The sequence below is a fragment of the Phytobacter sp. genome, assembly GCF_059074235.1.
The window spans coordinates 110,692-128,689 of the sequence record NZ_JCACPZ010000004.1; the positions used below are offsets into that span (position 1 = coordinate 110,692).

Here is a 17,998-nt window from a genome sequence, read left to right on the forward strand (position 1 = left end):
AATTAATTGTATTCAGGATGCCATTGCTTACGCTCTTTCGCCAGCTTATCCGCCAGCCCTTCGTTGAAAATACTGCCGTCGTCGTTGAGCAGCACTGGTATCTGGCTGCAATAGCAGTTGTACCGGTTGCCATCTACCGCATACCAGGCACGCACATCCTCTGTTGTTCTGACTTTCCCATGCCAGAAAGCGTGGCCTACACGCGTAGTTGCCTTGAGTGCTGACAGATGGAGCAGCCCAGTATTAAGCCCCAGGCGATCGGCAGCCCAGTCTGTTTCGTTCCATTGCGCCTGGCGCAGCGCACCAACCTGTTCTGTCTGCGCGATGGTCTTGGCTTTCCCCATCGACACGTCGAGACGCTTACTGACAATGCTGGCCGTCTCGCGAGGGTTCACGCCACGCCCAATGGCATCGGCAATGACGTTTGCAAGATCTGCGCGTGACGTGTCACTAATACCTTTCCAGTCGCTGTATGTGCTGATATAGGCGCTGGCTATCTGGTTTTGGTAGGCCGGGCTGGACAGAAGTTGCAGCAACGTTGTCTGGCGGGCGTAGGCCTGCGACTGCACTGACAGGTTAGTGAAGGCGTTGCGTGTACCACGTTCGTATTCGGCAGAGACATAATCCTGCGCCCAGAGATTCTGGCTGCCGCCATCCATTAGCGCATCATCCAGGATGGTCTGAACAATCTGGAGCAGGTCAGCAAGCTGCGCTGCCGACATGTCGTAGATGTAGCGGCCAGCGTTGACCTGATACAGCGAAGGCTCTGCGCCCTCGTTGTTGCACATCAGCCAGGACTGTTCGCCGTTGGCCTCTCGTTGCCGCCCGGTCAGTCGCTGGTCAAACAGCGTTTTCAGGCGGCGCTTTATCGTCAGATAGCGTTCATCGATGTCACGAAACATCCGCCCTACCTGACGCGCTGACTGTGTAGGGTCCGCTTTATTGCGTGGAACGATTGGCGTCCCGATTCGGGTCTGCACTGTCATCATCATCTGTCAGCGGATCCTTACCGGGTGGTTTTGCGTTAGGGTCTGGAGTTGTCGGCTCCTTACGCGGTTCGAGTTCGCCGACGGCGCGGACCTCGTTTTCATCGACCACTGGTGTGCCGAAGGCTTGCTGAGTTTTCTGCGCCACATCAGCCATGACCGCCATGTTGGCCAGTTTTTCTTTCTCACTCGGGGCCAGCAAATCTGACCAGACCAATGACACCTCACCGGACGCAGGAGGATCGATAATGCCGACCATCCAGAATCGCTCAATTACGCGGGTGATAACGTCTGACTGGAACCCCCAGCGGCGACCGTTACAACGATTCGCCCAGGCCGTTTTGTCCTCTTCCGAGGCGAGATTCCCCGTCTGCTTGCCAAACATAATGTTGAACGGACATTGAATTGTTGAAGAGAACGAGTTTGCAGAAACTGTCCAGCTCGGCGTTGGGTCGGCGGCGGTTACAGATAGTACGGAGGGCGTGCCCGCCTGCATGACCAGGGCTGCGTCGGTACCGCGGTTCATTTTCGCAACCTTGTCGTTCAGCGCTTCGCCAAGATCTTTGTAACCAGCATCAATGGCCGCCTTTTTCAGGGCTTCCATGTTCGTTTCTTTTTCGAAGGCGATCCCCAACTGTCGGCTGGCGTTCTTCAGGAAGCCCTCGGCACTGCCGCCCTTCGTTTTCTCGATGTCCAGGAGGTCGTTATAGCCTGCCTCCAGCAGCGGAATACCGGAGAGGATGTTGTCATCCTCAGAACCTTCACAAAGCAGAATGATGCGATCTGGATGCACCTGAACAGAGCGCGGGCTGCTGTAGGTTCCCTCATTACCTATGGGTTGCTCATTGAACTGGTAGCTGACAGGCTGTCCGTAGGTTTCAGACCAGGTGTCGATATCGAGATTGCCGGGCTTTATCTGCGGCTCCCATGCGGGGATAAGCTTCACCAGCGCTTTGCTACCGAGCTTTTTCACCACATCGGCATCAATTGGCTCGCTCCAGTCCCGACTGTCACGCACCTGAATCAGCAGCGCGGAATAACGGCCGATCATATTGCGGCGATCGGCATCTTTAATTTTCGCCCAGTGCTTCTTCATCAGCTTAGTAACGGCTTTTTCCCACGCCGTCGTGGCTGTAGATTCCCTGTCTTCGTCGCCATCAATGATGGTGGGCAGATCGACCCAGCAAGCGTCGAGCAGCTTGTGCACTGCCGAGAAGCCCGTCGAACCACGGCGGTACTGACGGTAGAAATTGTCGAAGGTGAGCGTTTCCGGATAACCGAACTCATCCCATAGCTTCGTGCGCTTCACGTTGCCATTACGCCCTGCATACTGCATGCGCTGTCGCCCAACAGCATCAGCAAGGGCATTAACGAGGAACTGTTCCCCGGTGCTTAATTCACTCACTGATGAGCTCCTTAGAAGAAGATAGCCCCCACCTGAGCAGGTGAGTGCAGTACGCGGTAACGTGTTGCATCCCAGTCGTGGTCTTCCTGGGTGGTATCAACATCGTCAGGCTTTTTGTCGTCACGAACTAAAACAGGGATACGGCTAATCCAGCCACGACAGTGATCCATTACGTAGAAGGCTGGCTTTTCGGGGATACCTGATTCCATCTTTTTGGCTTCAACAACAGCCTCAAGCATGTCGGCAAAGAGCGATGCGCCATTGATACGTGAGCCAGGTTTCTTGTCTGCGGGTATCCATTTTACGCCCTGCGCTTCCATTTTTTGCGCAATCGACAGTTCGTTATCGCCAGTATTGAAAATCGCACCATCAGCAGGGCCGGGAATGACGCTACTGCATATGCCTGGAACAATGTGCATCTGGCCTTTGCCCTGCACTTCCTCCGGCTCGTCTATCTCCTCGCCCATCAGCCGCTTATCAATCCAGTCCACGCCCTTAGCAACGTTCGTCGAGGACATATTCAGGCCTTTGTTAAGTTCGTCTGGTGGACAGCCATACCATTCGCCAATCAGAATCAGTGATCCGGCAGGCGGGCAGAACTGACGACCGTCCGGCAGCTCTGCGGCGGTCCCATCGGCACGCGCCCACCAGAGGTTGGAGAACGGCTTCGATTCGCCCCAGTCGTGTGAACGGTCAACCGTCCAGCTATCCGGGATGCGAAACGGCTTAATGACGTGCACCGACGCGTCCCAGAGATGGTCAAAGCGTCCGCCGCTGGTAACGTCCCAGGAGCCCTCAACCCATGCTTTGCGCCGGTTAGGGTCTTTGATTGCCATCAGCGTTGCGATGTACTGCGGATCCAGATAAGGGTTTTCTTTGAACGAACCGTGAATTGCAACGCGGGTGAGCGTCACATCCTCTTCTCGCTCGGTCTGCGGGTTAAACACCTGCTGCGTTTCGCGAATGATGGTGCCGCGTGGTGCTGGCTCGATGAAGCGTTTCTTCACCCAGGTATGGCCGATGCCAAACGGGTTGGTCGTGCTGAATGTTTCCAGGGGGATCGGCTTCAATAGGCCGCCACCTGCCAACGGGTAGTTCTCTGGGCGAAACGATGAGCGCCGACATGAGAACATCATTTCGTAAAACTCTGCTGACTGCTGTTTGGTCAGTTCGTTGAAACCGATAAACGGAAACTCCTGCCCGTGGTAGTCCCAATAATCGCTCTCTTCTTTCCCGAAGCGAAACAGCAGCTCTTCGCCGGTAGGCCAAACCCAACGCAATTCACTGGCCGATGCCAGATAGCGAGCACCGTCATTAAACAAGCGATACATACGCTTTGACTGGGTAATGATGTCGGTGAGGTTTTTATACTCGGTATCAAAAATGACGCCCCGCCAGAATGAGCCGTAGCCCAGCCCAACAAGGCGGCGAAAACGTGCCAATTGCGCGGCAGTCTTACCGGGTCCGCGCGTTCCCTCGTAGAGGATCTCGTTACACGGACAACTCAGGGAGAGCGATTGCGATCCCGGCAAAGGTTTCCAGACGGCTTTGTAATTCATCCACCCAGTACCTCGCTCCGCTGCTTCTGCGCTGCTGCTTCCCAGTCGTCGACGTTATCGCAGGACGGGACTGGCATAATGCTGTGGGTCGCAGTGACCTTCTGTTCAACCTGCTCTTTAAACGCCTGCACCTTTATGTGCTTGCCGAGCAACTCCAGATTCTTAACCTTATCCGGCCACTTAACCTTTTTAAGGATGGTTTCCGCCGTCTCCTCGTCGAAGTTCTGAATCGTGGTGCTGATGTCCAGACCAGTTAGCGACGTTCTCCAGGCTTTCGGCCATGAGCTAATCGGCCTCAGGCTACCGTCATCGTTCAGGATATCCAGAACGTCCATCTGGTCAATCTCAACCAAGCGCCGGAGCACGTAATCTGCATCAATGCCAACGTCTTCGTTGCGCTTCGCTTTGAGTTCAGAGATTCTGTTTTGGATGACAGGTTTTGACAGGTTCTCGGATGCGGTACGATTTGCAGTCTTGACGCTGTACCCCGCCCGAATAGCCGCCTGCGTGGCGTTTAAATCGATGAGGTACTCGCGACAGAACATTTCTTGCTTGTCGGTGAGTGCCATTTGAATTCCTTAGGGAGGTACCGATGGGCAACTTAAAGATTTATGCTGGGTTAGTTAATGGTGATCTGATGCCAATCATCGAAGATAAAACCTCAAAAGAGATCGTCACCGAGTTCACTGGTAATGACACTGGCGCACCACCTACGTCTGTAACAATAGAGGTCGTAACTGAAAGCGGAGCACGAATTAGAATTTATATTCCCAATAGCACAGCTGATGCCAGCGTTACGGTTGATGGGAAAAAATTGTAGTCGCACATGCTATTACCATGGGTCTACCCATGGTGATGGCAATAAAAAACCCCGCTATTGCGAGGCTTCCGTGGTAGAGATGAAATTTAGCTTTTACTAAGAACTCTTTTAGCAGTTAGTCAGAGAAGCTTGTTGGCAGCACTCACAATCTCTTCTGGCGATAACTCTCTGTCCGATGCCACATAAATCTCAGTATGATCACCGGTAATGGAATGGATCCCAGCAAGCATAATCTTAAGATGAGTTTCCTCACCGTTTGGGTAGTTTCTTGCAATGGTGGTTACAGCTTTAATCGTCTCTACCACTTCTACTGATTTTGCATTGAAGAATACTAAGACTTTTTTCATCATCTCACCTACAACAGGCCTATAGGATGAATGTGCTTATTTTCCGAGCGTCGCATTAACATTCTCGCTGACGATTGAGCAACAACACAAACGTTAGAAAAGGCCACGTGAATATTAAACGTGGCCTTTAGTATTTGTTATCCGGGCCAAATGCTCTCACACCATGGAGCCACCCAGAGGGAAACGAGAAGTCTCGCCGGGATAACAGACCCTGTCATCTGGTGTTGGGATTGCTTACAGGGTCATAGCTGAGAGTAGGTTATTAACAGGATTAATCAAACAATATTAATCATACCAATCGACATTTTTTATCAACAACTTGATTTCGTTAACTTTGTTAAAAAATATTTATATATCAATTGCTTATTGATTTATCATGCACGCCTGTTTCAGGCACTATCCACGCACATACGTTTGCAGGCCAGTCAGTCGTTTGGTGACTGTTTCGATTCGCTCTCTGAGGGTGAAACAATCCCGTTTAGTGGCCTCAGTAAAGTGAGATCTTTCACCATTACCACTCCTATAAATCGACATTGTCACCGGCTCTCAGTGAATGCATGCTGTAATGCCTGCCACTAACCGTAGTGGTCACGCTCATGCTGCCATATAATGCTCGCTGGCTTGCTTAAGTTGCTCTTACGCTGAGGTACTCATGGCTATTTTTCAGTTGCATAAGGAAGGAATGCCACATGCTGTAGATATAGGCCTGTGGTTCAACAACGGCTTCTATTGGGCTCAAACATCTGAATTTATACTTAAAGCGAAAACTCTCGAAGATATGGCTGCTTCAATTGCTATGGCCGTTAAGGAAATGTCAGCAGATGAAGTAATGAAAGAATTGAACATTATTGATTTAAAGACTGTTCACATACATACACGGCCAGGCCATTTGACTGTCTGGTGATGCTTTCGATTCGCCCTCTACGACGCATCAGTGGCGTCTGTAAGTGAGTGTTTTTGCCATCATTACAGGCACTCAGTGAATGCCTGCTGTAGCATTCCTTAATTAAGGGATGCTTTTTCTGCCTTTTGCTTTGCAAGAGTGCGAGCCAGAATAGAAGAATACAATGGTTTACCCCCCAGAAATTGTGCCAACAGCGTTGCGCCAAGACATGTGATTATCATCGGTAAAATGAGCTGATAATTATCTGACATTTCCAAAACAAGAACGATGCCAGTCAGCGGTGCTCGAACAGATGCGGCGAATAGTGCCCCCATACCTGCAATAGCAAATGTACCCGCTTCAAGTCCATACGTAGGAAATAAATCAGCAGCCCCGACGCCATAAGCTGTTCCAAGTAAAGTGCCCAAAGCCAACATTGGCGCAAAAATACCGCCAGGCGCACCAGAACAAAAACACAGCAGAGTCATTAGTAACCGAACAAGAAACATCACTATTAATGCGTCAAAACCAAAACTACCTTTGGCAGCATCTGGAATCAATTCAAAGCCGCCGCCAGATCCTGGTGCATAGAGAATGGTTAGGATGCCGCAAAGACCACCGATGCAACCTCCAATGAAGACCGCCCGCCAGTTACGACCAGCATAAATTCGCTGAAATCCATCCTGGAAAAGAAAGACAAGACGGTTGAAGACCACGCCAATAATGCCGAAGAACATTCCCAATATAAGATAAAGCCACAATGTGTTAACCGGCGCATTTGATAAATGCCCTACATCTATTACCGGCCTCTCACCATTGAATATGCGAAATACAATACTGGCCATTATTACGCCGATAAATACGGCCTTAATGGATATAAGGTTATAGCGAAACTGTGGCCGCATTTCTTCGAGAATAAACAGGATGCCGGCAAGCGGCGCATTGAACGCAGCTGCAAGACCGGCTGCTGCACCAGTGGCAATCAATGTATGACGCGCTTCACCTCGTTTAACCCTTAACAGGTCTGTCACCATTCCACCGATATTGCCGCCAAGCTGGACGGTGGGGCCCTCTCTCCCCAGCACCATACCTGCACCGAGTGTCCCCATCCCTCCAAAAAATTTAACTGGGATAACTCGCCACCAGCGTACAGGTCGTAGCTCTTCGAGCGCACCTTCAATTTCAGGAATTCCTGAACCCGATGCTTCAGGGGCAAACACTCTTACGAGAATATAGCCAACCATTGCCAGCAGACCAGATACCACGAAGGCAATGATGCAGACCGTCCATCGACTCAAGGAAATCTGACTGATAAAACCTGTACGCAAATGCTGCACGATATTTACGGCATAAAAAAAACCGACACCAACAAGGCCGACGAGAATACCAACAATAGCAGCACAAACCAGTACAGCAATCGGTGTTCTGTCTCGATACAGCAACGCTCTGAACATGCTTTTGCGAGCAGATTCTGTTTCAGGAACCTGAACATCCGATGAACCAGGAACAATCATTATAAAAGGCTTCTCTTACCAACAGGGGGTATGAGTGTATCCGCCTTAGTAAGAAGAAATAAAGAGGCTGTGGTTGTTGAAACCACTGGTATGGTTGAACACGTTATTGTGATTTTATAGAGCAGAAGCTCACCAGCCACACTTAACTTAAATTAGCACGATCTCAACCAGACCTATAAGCACTATAATGAGGGCAATCCATCTGGATTCTTTCTTGAACCCTATGTAATAAAGCGCAGAACTTTGTCCCAGAAGAATTAAGACCAAAACAGGCCATAATTCATTAATAAAATACAAATAATTCATAATGGTTATTATTAGGCGTGAATGTTTAATCGCTTTGATTCTAACATATGCCTTTTCAATACAGCCAAACTTTACTGAGGTCTTTTAGACATATCGCTTTGGGCCTCGCTACCTATTTCTTTTGTCGTTAACTGGCGTTCTTGTTCAATATCCCGAATCCCCGCTAAATTGTTGTTGCCCTGCTCTATGGTTGCCAGCAGCGGCTCAATCCACAAAACAGCCTGGCAATACGTCATCCCGCTGGCGGTAGCGGCGGCACCATCGGCTGGGTCAGTGATGGCGGTATCGGCGTGCATTGCGCTGGAACGTAAACGGTTCGCGTATTCGAGCAGCCCACCAGCGACATCAGCAGGAACAGGCAGATCGCAGGTTTTTTCACGGCGTAATATCTCCCGGTATTCGATAACGGTTTTTTCGCGGTTGCCGGCCACGATTGCATTTGCCCGAGCGACTATTTGAGCGGTTTGATTGAATCGGTTAATGTTGAGTGCCTGAGTGGCGATGGTCTGCCCCTGCAATGCGTTATCGGATTCAAGCACGCGCTTATCGCTTTCGGCGGTGTTGAGGTCAGTATTTGCAAACGCCAGCAGAACAGCCAGGACAGCAATAATCACCACGGCTACCAAAGCAGTGAACAGCGTTGCGCGATTCATCACGCACCATCCAGGCAGAGCGTTTTCTCATTTCCGCGCCGCGTTACCAGTCCAGGGAGAATCACACCAGCGGCATACACCCAACGGGTGAACTGATTACAGGCGTCCACAACCTGGCCCTGTCGCAACATTCGGTAAAGGGTCGATTTCTGCATTGCACCGCACCCGACGTTAAACGTCAGAGAGGTCACGGCAGAAAACGTGTTGTCGCTGAGTTGTTTCCCGGCGGCATATTGATTAACGCACTGCTCAGCCTGAAGAATGTTTTTCTGCCAGTCGGCGGCGATCTGCGCGTCAGACTTGCGGGTACCGGCTTTCACACCGTTCGTATTGCCGACACCATCAGTCAACACACCTGCCGGGCAGACATATGGCTCTCGGCGGCATGATTCGGCATTACCGATCAATTCCAGTCCGCGCTGATTGGTGCGAACCTCTCCGTTGCTCATGACTATCGCGATGATTGCCATCACTGAGCAGACCGCGCCACCAGCAATTTTTGTTTTGCTCATGACTGGCCCCTTGCCGCCTTACGGCGATCCTCTTTGATTTTGAAATACAGGTTGGTCAGAAAAGTCAGCAGTGCAAACATCAGACTGCCTAACACACCAATCGCTGCCCACTGTTCAGGTGTGTAGCCATCCAATAGCTTTTTAATCCAGAAAGCGGCGCTCCCGCCGGAAGCACCGTACGAGATGCCGGTTGTCAGTTTGTCCATTCGTATCATGCTCCACCTCCGTTTTAGGGAAGTGCCAGGGGATTGAGGAACTTCTTCAGGTCTATGAAATCTGGTTCGTCCAGGAATAAGTGAACAGGCAAAAAATGTTCTTTGGGATCTGGTTCACTACGCAGGAAACCGCAATTGATTATGGTGATAACGTGTAATTAAATTATTAAAAACACCGTGTTTTGTACTCTCGCCACAGATAATCAAGCAGTAAATGTATCAGGAGGTAACTTATGGCTGATGCAATTTTCGTTCTTCCCAAAGGGGTTATTCATAGAAAAGAGTATCTTTTCAAAACCCTCAACGTGGATTATGAAGTTAACACTGATGCTACTGATACAGACGAGTTGATGCTAAATTGCACTGGTTTTTGGGATAAGAGCGATTTCGCAGACCTTACTAGTGCGTTAAGGCTGGCCATTTGTCGAAGCGAAAATTTAGGAACTGATTCAGACCAAGAACAACACGTCTGGTCATTTCACTATCAGAGATAATAACCTTCGAAAAAAAAAGCCTGTACGGAGAGGTACAGGCTTAAAGGAATAAAGGCACAACATATTTTTTATACGTGGTGCCGGGTGCCTCCCGGTGCGCCATGGCTTGACTTACCACAACACGCGCTCCTTCACTGCAAGATAATAAATATCATGTCAAGGCGCCCCACCGCATAGGGGGATTCACCACACAAATAATTTATATTTTTCTGAGTCTTGCCGTCAAGAGTCAGGCTTTGTCCATCGGGATATTCACGACAAGGTCAGTTTATGGAAGGGGCCAGCGGTCAACGACAAAGCCCCGCATCAGCGAGGCTAATATGTGTTTTTCATTTTGCAAAACGGCGCTATGACAGGGGTACTGGTGCAATGCACCTCGCGAATACCCCTGTCGTATCGCCGGAAAGCAAAAACCCCGCCGGAGCGAGGTTTTTGAATTTGTCAGATTGTGACTTAACAGCGCTGTCATCATGTCATAGCTCTGCCAAGCATGAATACATTAAACACTTTGTTGGCCCGTTTTCAATATTTAATCCATAAAATAGCACGATTAATCAAAAAATCATTGCGCCTGCTCAGCCAATAGCTTTCGCGATGATAGAAAAACCTTTGCCCTGAAAATCTCCAGGCACCACCTGACACGCCTTCTGGCTTCGCTGTCGGTCAACCAGGGAGCGATTAATTGCAATTCACGAGTGATGTCTGAAATCTTTTTCCGGGTCGTGTAGAACTGAACGCCAACCAGATAAACCGGGTCGGTTGAGTCCAGCGCCAGCAAAACACTTTGCTCCACAAAATCGATGTCATCGTTGTGAAGAGCCTGTTCAATTAAGCTCACGGGTTCTTTCGGCCATAGGATGACTTGGGCGCGCTTCATAATGTGTTGCCCTTTAAATCCCTCACTGCGAGCTTGGTCCAGTGCGGCCGTAAAACGTTCGAGCGCCTTATCTGACCAACGGCTGCCTCTGAGGCCATTCCAGCAACTATGGCTTCTTGGCATTTTTGGGGCCAAGTCACCCTTTACCCCTTCCCCCCAGATTGTAAGTAACGATTTGATCCAACCGGACTGGGTGGATGTTAGAGGGGTGAATTTGCCCAGGTAAGTTTTCCGTGGAGCTGTCGCAATAGTTCCCAACCCTGCAATTTGCTGTCGGCGTTGACGTGGAGTCATTGTTTATTTCCTTGCTGTTGGGTTTTACTGGTGTGATGGGCAATCATGATTTAACAAACCCTTCCTTCCGCCATATTTCCAAGGTGCGCATAACACCTTCCGCGTGCATTAGCCGCAGTTCGTCATGGATGTAATCAGTGGTTTTCTTGCGGCCGTCGATAAGGTCGTGGCACCCGTTACAAGCAATAGCTGCCTGTGTATCGTCTGGCTTGCATCCGGTACCGCAGGTTCCTGCCAGCCGGTAATGCGCCAACACACTAGTTTCAGGATTGCCATTGCAATAACCCGGAATGCGGACGGTACATTCTCGGCCACGCGCAGCTTTACGTAAGTCAGCCATGCTTACCCCGTGTAGCTCATCAACTGCGCCGCTGCGTTCTCTGCTTCCGCTTTGCTGGTAAATGCGCGGGAGAGGATGAAACGCCATAACACATTGAGAGATTCGTTGTAGAGAGGGGAAAACGTGGTGTCGTCCATGTTCGCAAAAGAGATGCTTTTAGCCCGCTTACGCTGGGTGCCATCCGGCAGGTTTACGATGTCGTAATACCCTGCACTGACAATGACCCACTCCCGATAGGCATCGAAAGATTTAGTGGCGGTGAGATTTGATGATGAACGGCGCTCAGCCACGTCAGAAAAGAACTCTTCTGCATAAGAAGTCAGGACGTCACCATTACCCACCCGAAGGGCGAGATATCCCGCATAGCGATTCACAATTGATTTTTCAGAGGATGTTATTGCGCCGCCGTTCGGCTCCCAGTATTCGAAGCCCAGATTCAGGAGGGAGAAGTATTTACGGTGCAAAGCGGCATTGCGTACCTGGCGGAACTCACCTTCGAGTACGGAGCCGAGTTTGCATTTTGAATGCAGAAAGTCGCTGGTCTCCGGCGTAGCGGGGATCAGGATTCCTGATGAATGCTTGATAAGTTGTAACTGCGCCATGGGTTCTCCGTGGCGCACAGGTCGTCAGTTGTTCAGACTGACACTGGTATTATGGACAGGTGATTATGGAAAATCAAAAAAAATTAAAGTTGGCTTATAAGCAAGCTGTTTTTCGATCTAATCCAAATAAATGATAGGTAATCGAAATCATCATGGTCATAATGTTCGGTAATATTAAATGCCGGGTGCTTATCTCTGAACAATTGCTCCGATGCCTCAAAACATAAATGCGTTATTAGTATCGATTTTAGTTCATTTTCCTCAACCTCATTAAGATCATATTTTTTTGAAGAAAATTTTATTGTTGTGCATCCAGTATCAACTGCTTCAGCAACATTCAATGCGATACGAAATGGCATATCCCGATTTTCATACTTCCCAAAATATACATTGATTTTTGACGCAATGGATATTAAACGATCTTCAATTCTGTTGATCTGCTGTTGCCTATCAAATTCTGCTTGCTTTTTATCAACGAATTTTTGATGGCGGAAAGACTTTAACGCAACCATGACACTCATCGTTGCGGCTATCGCAGAACATATGCCACCGATAGCGCTCCAAACCTCAGCTCCATAGCTCATCTTTAAACCTCCTAAACCATGTATCAGATCGCCAAAAGCATTGATGAAAGATGAAATGATAACCAGCCCAACGCCCCATAATATGTTTAGTAAAACTTTCCGTCCTTCAGCCGAAGTTACGGCAGTTTTGCCATCTTCATCAACGGAGCCAAAACCAAAAGCCTCAGCTTGTGAAAGATACACCCCATCAGCAAACATAGGTGAGAGTGTCAGGAGCGTTCCTATCATAATTCAAATACAGCCAAATCTTGGCAGCAAAGACCATTGTTCTAAATATCCAGATAAAACAACACCTATAAAAATGGTTATCCCCCATGTAGCTAACATAAGATTCCTGCTAGCTAACCATTTTATGTAGGGATCTAACGGATGGATATCATGTTTACTTCTATAAATGTCACTCATCACCCCTCCCGTGTTTGTAGCGGATTATATCAGACTGCATTACGTCAGGTTTGTGCCAAGAGGGGACGTTGACAACATCAGCTTGTGTTAGTCTATGGGTAGCAGGTCAATAAAGCACTATCTAACGTTGCAATTGAATACACACATCAATAGAGGCTGCTATGAGTTACATTCACGTTCTTGTAAAAATGAAAAAAATCGGAAACTCAAAGGACAAATCAAAGGACAAATCAAAGATTTATATTGAATCTGATTGCACTAATGAAGATGAGGTTTTAGAAGATATAATCATTCCTTACGTTTCTAATTCAACCAGAATTTTAATTGAAGGTGCTTTCATTTCAGCTGCCGACATCGAACAAATGACAGTGGTAAAAAGCGATGAAGATAGTAAAAAACTCTATGCGAAAGCTACAGCTGAAAGCCAAGTTCGTGCATCCAACATGGCATCTCAAGGCGTATTCATGGGAGGATTTGGACCGTCGATGTACGGAGCGATTATTCGGATGGGAAACGACATCACCACTGAAATCATACGCAAGGCCATGAAAAAAAATCAATAAAATCAACGCTACTCATAGAGAATGTATGTGAGTAGCGCATTCCATTTTTAGGCCCTATGGCGCGGCTTTTTCATGCCGCGTTCTCCCCTGGTAGTGCTTCCTGACCATTTGAGATCATTCGCTCTATGTCGCCAAAAATACGGCGCAAGCGCTGTATTTCACTATCCTCTGCTAACCGATTACTCGCCGTTTGTATTGCGCGAATTAATTGATAAATCGTCGCGTCTGCAGCCAGCCCCAGAGTCACCGCTAATTCGCTTTGCTCTTTGTTGAGACGTTCTTCCCGCCGCTCGCGATCTTCCCGACGTTGCCGCGATTCCTCGTCGGTCTGCCTCACAACTGCCTGGCGTTGTTTTTCCTGATGCTCAATGGCGTTTTTGAATCGTTCATTGGACTGGTGGGCTTGAGCCACCAGCGAGGCGATATCCTCGCCGTGGCGTTTTCTCAGGCGTTCTTCGACGTAATAGGTAGAGTTAGTTCGTGCCGATATTCTGGTGCGCTCTACTTCGCGTTTAACTCCATCCATGACCAGTTTTATCCAGGCATCGCGTGGGATATTGTCCATCGGGCGGATAGTTGGGCCTTTGAGCGTATGCCACCCAGTTTCTTTTCGGATCATCAGACCGCAGCCTTCCGGAATGTCTGTCTTTTTCAGCATCCCCTCAGGGACAGCAAACACCACTGCGCTGGCGTATTTGAAATATTTGGTATATTTCCCGGCAGTAACGTCGGCGCGAAAATCGGAAACGCTGACTTTGATTTCGTAAACTACCGGGCAAAATTTGCTATAGGAATGTGGCAGCGCGTATACATCAGGGCGCGCCGTTCCGCTTGGACCGAGTTGCATGTCTTCCCAGACCATGCGAGCCGTGTTCTGGCGCAAATGCTCAGCGAGATCGTGAGCGAGTTCGTTATGTCCCCATTTCATGCCCGTGCACTCCCGAAAATTTTGTGGATCTGATAGCCCTGCCAGTTCTGGCGGCATACTGCTGCTACGGCGTTTTTTACCTCAGTTTCTTTGAGGCGCTTGATGTTTGGTTCCTGGCCCGGAAGCAGCGTAAATACCGGGTGATGAGACTCGCCAGTGCGGCAAACTACAGCCTTTCGGATTAAGTGCAACAGCAGGTTGTGAGACTTCTTGCAGTCGCAGCCCAACAGTATTTGAACCTGACGAGGCGTGATGGTCTCGTTTTCACGGAGGTAATCGACTATTGCCCAAAGTGATTTACTGGCCATGCTTACGCTCTCCCGCCTTTGAAACCGAACTTCGCCCGGATTTCCGCTACACGCGCCATTCCCTGCTCGCGAGTCAGTGGCTTACCGCCCAGCAATGGCAGACGAATAATCGGTTCTGGCAGATCTTCACCGCTACGAATGCGACTCACCATCTTCGCCAGTTCCTCTCCGGCTTTGCGATTCAACTCGCCGTCAGTAAGGCCCTGAGCGCGCATTTTTTGGTTGAGGGTCGTCACCATCCAGTAACAGGCTTTGGATTTGGTGGTGTGCTGCTTGTCAGCGGTTTTACCAGGCCACGGATAAGATTCAGCGTCCGGGTAGTTCCCGCGAGTTCGGCAGTACTGATACACCAGGGCAACCAGCTCGTTCTGGTCAGGTAATCCGACAGCGGCGCTTTCCTCGGCGCGGCACCAGGCAACAAACTGGCCTGGAGACGGCAGGAACGGCTTTTCCTGGCGACGAGCAACGCGCATACCAGCGTCAACCTGCGCCATGCTGGTGATTCCGGCTTCGCCCAGCGCCAGAACCCACTGGCGGCGAATTTCGTCAAACTCGTCCTGCGAGCGGATAGCAGACACGGCGGCCGGGAATGCGGCGCGGAGCCTGGCGAACAGCGAGTTGAAAATCTCCGCCACCTGTTCGGCCTGACGCACTGGTGCGCTGGCATCCTGAACTTCAGGCATACCGTGAGCGGCACGACGGAAGTTTTCGCGGTCTAAGCTGACCATCTGCTCAGAGAGATTTTTCATCGAACACCCCGTTGATCCAGTCGGTATTGTTGAAATCGATAGCGGTACCGCCACGAGTAACACCGCTACTCTGGCTCTGCCGCTTCGTGGTGAGCTTGTCCCACTGCTTGCGAAGGCTGGAAGGGCTGAGGATATTGTCTTTCCAGAAGACGTCCTGGCTGGCCCATTTGAACAGTGAGCAGATATCGTGATGAGAGCGAAAGTCCTGTACGCGCATCAGTCGGATGGTGTTTGCCCATTCGACCCACTTGGGCTCTGACAGACTGGCATTCACCACCAGCACCTGGTCATAAATCCACTTGGCGGCGCGAAGGTCTTCGGCGGTTCCCCAGGATTTACCTGCAGGTGTGTAAATACCGCCGATCGCTTGCGGGTGACGAGAGAGAAACTTCTCAGTAGGGTCGTCCGAGGATTCGTCAGAATTCTCAGACGAAGATCTTTTAATACTGTTCTTGTTATAGTCTTGGGTGTCTACCGTTTCCGGGAAGGTCTTTCCCGATTCCGGGAAGGATTTTCCCGTTTTCGGGAAGAGTTTTCCCGTTTTCGGTTTGTCCAAAATCCAGGCAGATAGGTCAGTATTTATACCGACTGTTTTCATCACGCCCTGCTTGTGACTGAAAATAATTCCACGCTCAGCCAGGGCGCTTATCGCATCAGAAACATGCGAATCCGCAAGCCCGGTAAGCCCGGAAATGACAGTATTCGTAACCCGGTCCTGTTTTTTGTTCCATCCGTAGGTCAGCCAGATAATCGCTTCCAGGCATTGCCATTCACGCCCTGACATGCGCAGGCGCGGCTTCAGCTTCTGAATCTCGTTTGCGATCCTGGTGTACCCGTTGGACAGGTCGGCCATAAGACCTCCTGTTTGCTCGGTTTTGATAGGGAAATTGATAACTTCAGCGGTATTTGCCATACTGCTCTCCGCAATTGTTCACTGCATTTGCACCTGAAAGCCGTTGGTGTTCGAGCACCGCGGCTTTCGCCCTTTCTGAATGCTTCACAAGACCCATCCCAGCATTGACGTGACCATCGTCATAAGCGGCCCTATTTGCTCTGGCATAAGTTTGAAAAGTGACGTGATACCCTCGCTCACCTCCTTCAGTTTTTGATGCTCTGGCGCCCCCAGCAGCACAGCCTGCTTTGCTTCCGCACACTCTTTCATTGCTGATGCAATGCGCGACATCGTGTCTTCCTGCGGCACGAGCCGGGTGCGGAACTCCAGCGGCAAAACGGCCATGATTGCCGGGCTCAGCTGGCGAACATTCTCGCGGTACTGCTCGGAGTCGAACCGGTTATCCAGAAAACGAAAGAGCTTCTGGCGCGCCCGGCTGATGTCTTCCGGAAAGTCGATAGCGCAGCCTCCCCTCTCGCGGTACTCACTGATAATCAACGCCGCCACGACATCCTGATTGTCGATAGCTGCCGACCAGGCGCGCACTGCATCACGCACTCGTTCATGACTATCGTCCTGCTTTGTTTGAGTGCGATTTATCATCGCTACCGGTGACATTCCGGTATTTTGTTGATACGTAAGTGATTGCGTCTGCATTGCTTTCCCTTTCGTGGTTAGCGCCGCCGGTTAGGCGGCTGTATTATTTGCGCTAAGAAGCTGCGCGAGATCGGGCCTGATATCTGCCGCTTTGATTCTCCCTTCAGTGGCAGACACGATTTTCATCACGTAACGTGCGTCAATCCCGCCGCCATGCAGCCAGCGCCACACGGTTGGTTGAGCAACACCGCAGCGATCTGCTAATTTTTTTTGGCTGCCAGCGATGTCGATTGCTCGCTGGATAACTTTGTTGGTCATATCCAATTCCTTTAAGTATTGGTCGATATGGATAATAGCAATGCGTATTGATATTGGCAATAGCGAAACGTGTTTTGACCACCAATACGCAAGCGTATAAATTGAAAACTATGAAAAAAGAATCTCTTGCAGACCGCCTTAATCAGGCAATGGAATTGTCCGGCATGTCCCAGGGCGCTCTCGCAAAAGCGTCAGGCGTGGCTCAGCCCACCATTTGGCGACTCACCAGTGGCAATGCTCGCGGCTCGACGAAAATCGTTGAGATTGCCAATGCGCTTGGCGTTAGAACGGAATGGCTTTCAACTGGCGAAGGAAGCATGAGGGCTGATGGCCAGAAGCCTGCGGAAGTTGTCACTCAGCCGCGATCTGATATCTACAGAGTCGATGTGCTGGATGTTCACGCAAGCGCGGGGCCGGGTTCTATGCTGTCGACCGACTTTATCGAAACCATCAGAGCGATTGAGTACACGCCCGATAAAGGGCATGCCCTCTTTGGCCCAGTACCATCTTCTCAGGTGAAGGTGATCACCGTTCGCGGTGACAGCATGGAAGGCACGATTGACCCAGGCGATGAAATCTTCGTGAACATCGGTGTGCGGCATTTCGACGGCGATGGCGTGTACGTTTTTGTGTTTGGTAATACGCTGCACGTTAAGCGCCTGCAGATGCACAAGGACAAGTTGTTGGTGATATCGGATAACGCTCGATACAAAGAGTGGTACATCGAGGATGGAGAGTTAGATCGCTTTCACATCATGGCGAAGGTACTCATTAAGCAGACAATTGCTTATAAGCGTTTTGGGTAAACGAAAGGAAATTGCTAGTTAAGTTCTAATAACATAATTAA

Annotated in this window: 25 protein-coding genes; 5 read left to right on the forward strand and 20 right to left on the reverse strand. The window is 49.9% G+C overall.

Features of this window, described 5'->3' with window-relative positions; genetic code table 11:
• Positions 1–2: 2 nt before the first annotated feature.
• Genes AC5JPW_RS04380 through AC5JPW_RS04395 form a run of 4 tightly spaced genes read right to left on the reverse strand, consistent with a single transcriptional unit; the run spans position 3 to position 4,519 of the window.
• Positions 3–986 carry a phage minor head protein gene (locus tag AC5JPW_RS04380; RefSeq protein ID WP_494241121.1) on the reverse strand — a complete coding sequence of 328 codons (984 nt, stop codon included), beginning with the start codon at positions 984–986 and terminating at the stop codon, positions 3–5.
• A complete protein-coding gene (locus AC5JPW_RS04385) occupies positions 940–2,391 on the reverse strand; it encodes a DUF1073 domain-containing protein (protein WP_494238441.1) in 1,452 nt (483 codons plus the stop codon). The genes AC5JPW_RS04380 and AC5JPW_RS04385 overlap by 47 nt, the downstream gene beginning before the upstream one ends.
• A gap of 11 nt (positions 2,392–2,402) precedes the next feature.
• The gene (locus tag AC5JPW_RS04390; RefSeq protein ID WP_494238442.1) at positions 2,403–3,950 is read right to left on the reverse strand and encodes a terminase; all 1,548 of its coding nucleotides are present in this window, start codon (positions 3,948–3,950) and stop codon (positions 2,403–2,405) included.
• Entirely contained in the window at positions 3,947–4,519 is a 573-nt protein-coding gene (locus AC5JPW_RS04395; RefSeq protein WP_494238443.1) for a terminase small subunit, read from the reverse strand. The genes AC5JPW_RS04390 and AC5JPW_RS04395 overlap by 4 nt, the downstream gene beginning before the upstream one ends.
• A 23-nt stretch (positions 4,520–4,542) precedes the next feature.
• Here AC5JPW_RS04395 and AC5JPW_RS04400 point away from each other — a divergent pair, with 23 nt between their 5' ends.
• Positions 4,543–4,770, forward strand: a complete 228-nt coding sequence (locus AC5JPW_RS04400) for a hypothetical protein (RefSeq protein WP_494238444.1) — start codon at positions 4,543–4,545, stop codon at positions 4,768–4,770.
• Between the two features lie 119 nt (positions 4,771–4,889).
• Here the strand turns inward: AC5JPW_RS04400 and AC5JPW_RS04405 are convergent, their stop codons facing one another.
• Together AC5JPW_RS04405 and AC5JPW_RS04410 are read right to left on the reverse strand one after the other, a co-directional pair.
• Positions 4,890–5,117 carry a hypothetical protein gene (locus AC5JPW_RS04405; protein ID WP_494241123.1) on the reverse strand — a complete coding sequence of 76 codons (228 nt, stop codon included), beginning with the start codon at positions 5,115–5,117 and terminating at the stop codon, positions 4,890–4,892.
• A gap of 396 nt (positions 5,118–5,513) precedes the next feature.
• The gene (locus tag AC5JPW_RS04410; protein WP_494238445.1) at positions 5,514–5,651 is read right to left on the reverse strand and encodes a lysis system i-spanin subunit Rz; all 138 of its coding nucleotides are present in this window, start codon (positions 5,649–5,651) and stop codon (positions 5,514–5,516) included.
• Positions 5,652–5,769: 118 nt separating this feature from the next.
• On the opposite strand from AC5JPW_RS04410, the gene AC5JPW_RS04415 reads away from it, so the two are divergent.
• Positions 5,770–6,021: a hypothetical protein gene (locus AC5JPW_RS04415; protein ID WP_494238446.1), complete on the forward strand. Its 252-nt coding sequence runs from the start codon at positions 5,770–5,772 to the stop codon at positions 6,019–6,021.
• Positions 6,022–6,119: 98 nt separating this feature from the next.
• On the opposite strand, the gene clcA is transcribed toward AC5JPW_RS04415, so the two are convergent.
• The 4 genes from clcA to AC5JPW_RS04435 all read right to left on the reverse strand — a co-directional run bounded on the left by clcA (position 6,120) and on the right by AC5JPW_RS04435 (position 9,200).
• Positions 6,120–7,514 carry a H(+)/Cl(-) exchange transporter ClcA gene (clcA, locus tag AC5JPW_RS04420; protein WP_494238447.1) on the reverse strand — a complete coding sequence of 465 codons (1,395 nt, stop codon included), beginning with the start codon at positions 7,512–7,514 and terminating at the stop codon, positions 6,120–6,122.
• 377 nt (positions 7,515–7,891) lie between these two features.
• Positions 7,892–8,473 carry a hypothetical protein gene (locus AC5JPW_RS04425; RefSeq protein ID WP_494241125.1) on the reverse strand — a complete coding sequence of 194 codons (582 nt, stop codon included), beginning with the start codon at positions 8,471–8,473 and terminating at the stop codon, positions 7,892–7,894.
• The gene (locus tag AC5JPW_RS04430) at positions 8,473–8,985 is read right to left on the reverse strand and encodes a lysozyme (protein WP_494238448.1); all 513 of its coding nucleotides are present in this window, start codon (positions 8,983–8,985) and stop codon (positions 8,473–8,475) included. The genes AC5JPW_RS04425 and AC5JPW_RS04430 overlap by 1 nt, the downstream gene beginning before the upstream one ends.
• On the reverse strand, positions 8,982–9,200 hold the full coding sequence (locus AC5JPW_RS04435) for a class II holin family protein (RefSeq protein WP_494238449.1): 219 nt from the start codon (positions 9,198–9,200) through the stop codon (positions 8,982–8,984). Before AC5JPW_RS04435 ends, AC5JPW_RS04430 begins: the two co-directional genes overlap by 4 nt.
• Before the next feature lie 233 nt (positions 9,201–9,433).
• Here AC5JPW_RS04435 and AC5JPW_RS04440 point away from each other — a divergent pair, with 233 nt between their 5' ends.
• Complete coding sequence (locus tag AC5JPW_RS04440; protein ID WP_494238450.1) at positions 9,434–9,694, forward strand: hypothetical protein; 261 nt, start codon at positions 9,434–9,436, stop codon at positions 9,692–9,694.
• A gap of 562 nt (positions 9,695–10,256) precedes the next feature.
• On the opposite strand, the gene AC5JPW_RS04445 is transcribed toward AC5JPW_RS04440, so the two are convergent.
• The 4 genes from AC5JPW_RS04445 to AC5JPW_RS04460 form a co-directional block, all read right to left on the reverse strand.
• Positions 10,257–10,865, reverse strand: coding sequence for a hypothetical protein (locus AC5JPW_RS04445; RefSeq protein WP_494238451.1), 609 nt, complete (start codon positions 10,863–10,865; stop codon positions 10,257–10,259).
• A 43-nt stretch (positions 10,866–10,908) separates the two neighbouring features.
• On the reverse strand, positions 10,909–11,205 hold the full coding sequence (locus tag AC5JPW_RS04450; protein ID WP_494238452.1) for a DUF1364 domain-containing protein: 297 nt from the start codon (positions 11,203–11,205) through the stop codon (positions 10,909–10,911).
• Positions 11,206–11,207: 2 nt separating this feature from the next.
• Positions 11,208–11,807, reverse strand: a complete 600-nt coding sequence (locus AC5JPW_RS04455) for a DUF1367 family protein (protein ID WP_494238453.1) — start codon at positions 11,805–11,807, stop codon at positions 11,208–11,210.
• An 83-nt stretch (positions 11,808–11,890) separates the two neighbouring features.
• Positions 11,891–12,619, reverse strand: a complete 729-nt coding sequence (locus AC5JPW_RS04460) for a hypothetical protein (RefSeq protein WP_494238454.1) — start codon at positions 12,617–12,619, stop codon at positions 11,891–11,893.
• Between the two features lie 338 nt (positions 12,620–12,957).
• On the opposite strand from AC5JPW_RS04460, the gene AC5JPW_RS04465 reads away from it, so the two are divergent.
• Complete coding sequence (locus tag AC5JPW_RS04465; RefSeq protein ID WP_494238455.1) at positions 12,958–13,359, forward strand: hypothetical protein; 402 nt, start codon at positions 12,958–12,960, stop codon at positions 13,357–13,359.
• A 70-nt stretch (positions 13,360–13,429) separates the two neighbouring features.
• Here AC5JPW_RS04465 and AC5JPW_RS04470 read toward each other — a convergent pair whose 3' ends face one another.
• From AC5JPW_RS04470 to AC5JPW_RS04495, 6 genes are all read right to left on the reverse strand, one after another.
• Positions 13,430–14,287 (reverse strand): MmcB family DNA repair protein, encoded by an 858-nt coding sequence (locus AC5JPW_RS04470; RefSeq protein ID WP_494238456.1) that lies wholly within the window; start codon positions 14,285–14,287, stop codon positions 13,430–13,432.
• Positions 14,284–14,595: a hypothetical protein gene (locus AC5JPW_RS04475; protein WP_494238457.1), complete on the reverse strand. Its 312-nt coding sequence runs from the start codon at positions 14,593–14,595 to the stop codon at positions 14,284–14,286. The genes AC5JPW_RS04470 and AC5JPW_RS04475 overlap by 4 nt, the downstream gene beginning before the upstream one ends.
• Positions 14,596–14,597: 2 nt before the next feature.
• Positions 14,598–15,344 (reverse strand): replication protein P, encoded by a 747-nt coding sequence (locus AC5JPW_RS04480; protein ID WP_494238458.1) that lies wholly within the window; start codon positions 15,342–15,344, stop codon positions 14,598–14,600.
• Positions 15,328–16,257 (reverse strand): phage replication protein O, encoded by a 930-nt coding sequence (locus AC5JPW_RS04485; RefSeq protein ID WP_494238459.1) that lies wholly within the window; start codon positions 16,255–16,257, stop codon positions 15,328–15,330. The genes AC5JPW_RS04480 and AC5JPW_RS04485 overlap by 17 nt, the downstream gene beginning before the upstream one ends.
• An 84-nt stretch (positions 16,258–16,341) precedes the next feature.
• Positions 16,342–16,893 carry a toxin YdaT domain-containing protein gene (locus tag AC5JPW_RS04490; protein WP_494238460.1) on the reverse strand — a complete coding sequence of 184 codons (552 nt, stop codon included), beginning with the start codon at positions 16,891–16,893 and terminating at the stop codon, positions 16,342–16,344.
• Between the two features lie 30 nt (positions 16,894–16,923).
• Positions 16,924–17,151: a helix-turn-helix domain-containing protein gene (locus AC5JPW_RS04495; protein ID WP_494238461.1), complete on the reverse strand. Its 228-nt coding sequence runs from the start codon at positions 17,149–17,151 to the stop codon at positions 16,924–16,926.
• A 110-nt stretch (positions 17,152–17,261) separates the two neighbouring features.
• On the opposite strand from AC5JPW_RS04495, the gene AC5JPW_RS04500 reads away from it, so the two are divergent.
• Positions 17,262–17,957, forward strand: a complete 696-nt coding sequence (locus AC5JPW_RS04500) for an XRE family transcriptional regulator (protein WP_494241126.1) — start codon at positions 17,262–17,264, stop codon at positions 17,955–17,957.
• The last annotated feature ends 41 nt before the right edge of the window (positions 17,958–17,998 follow it).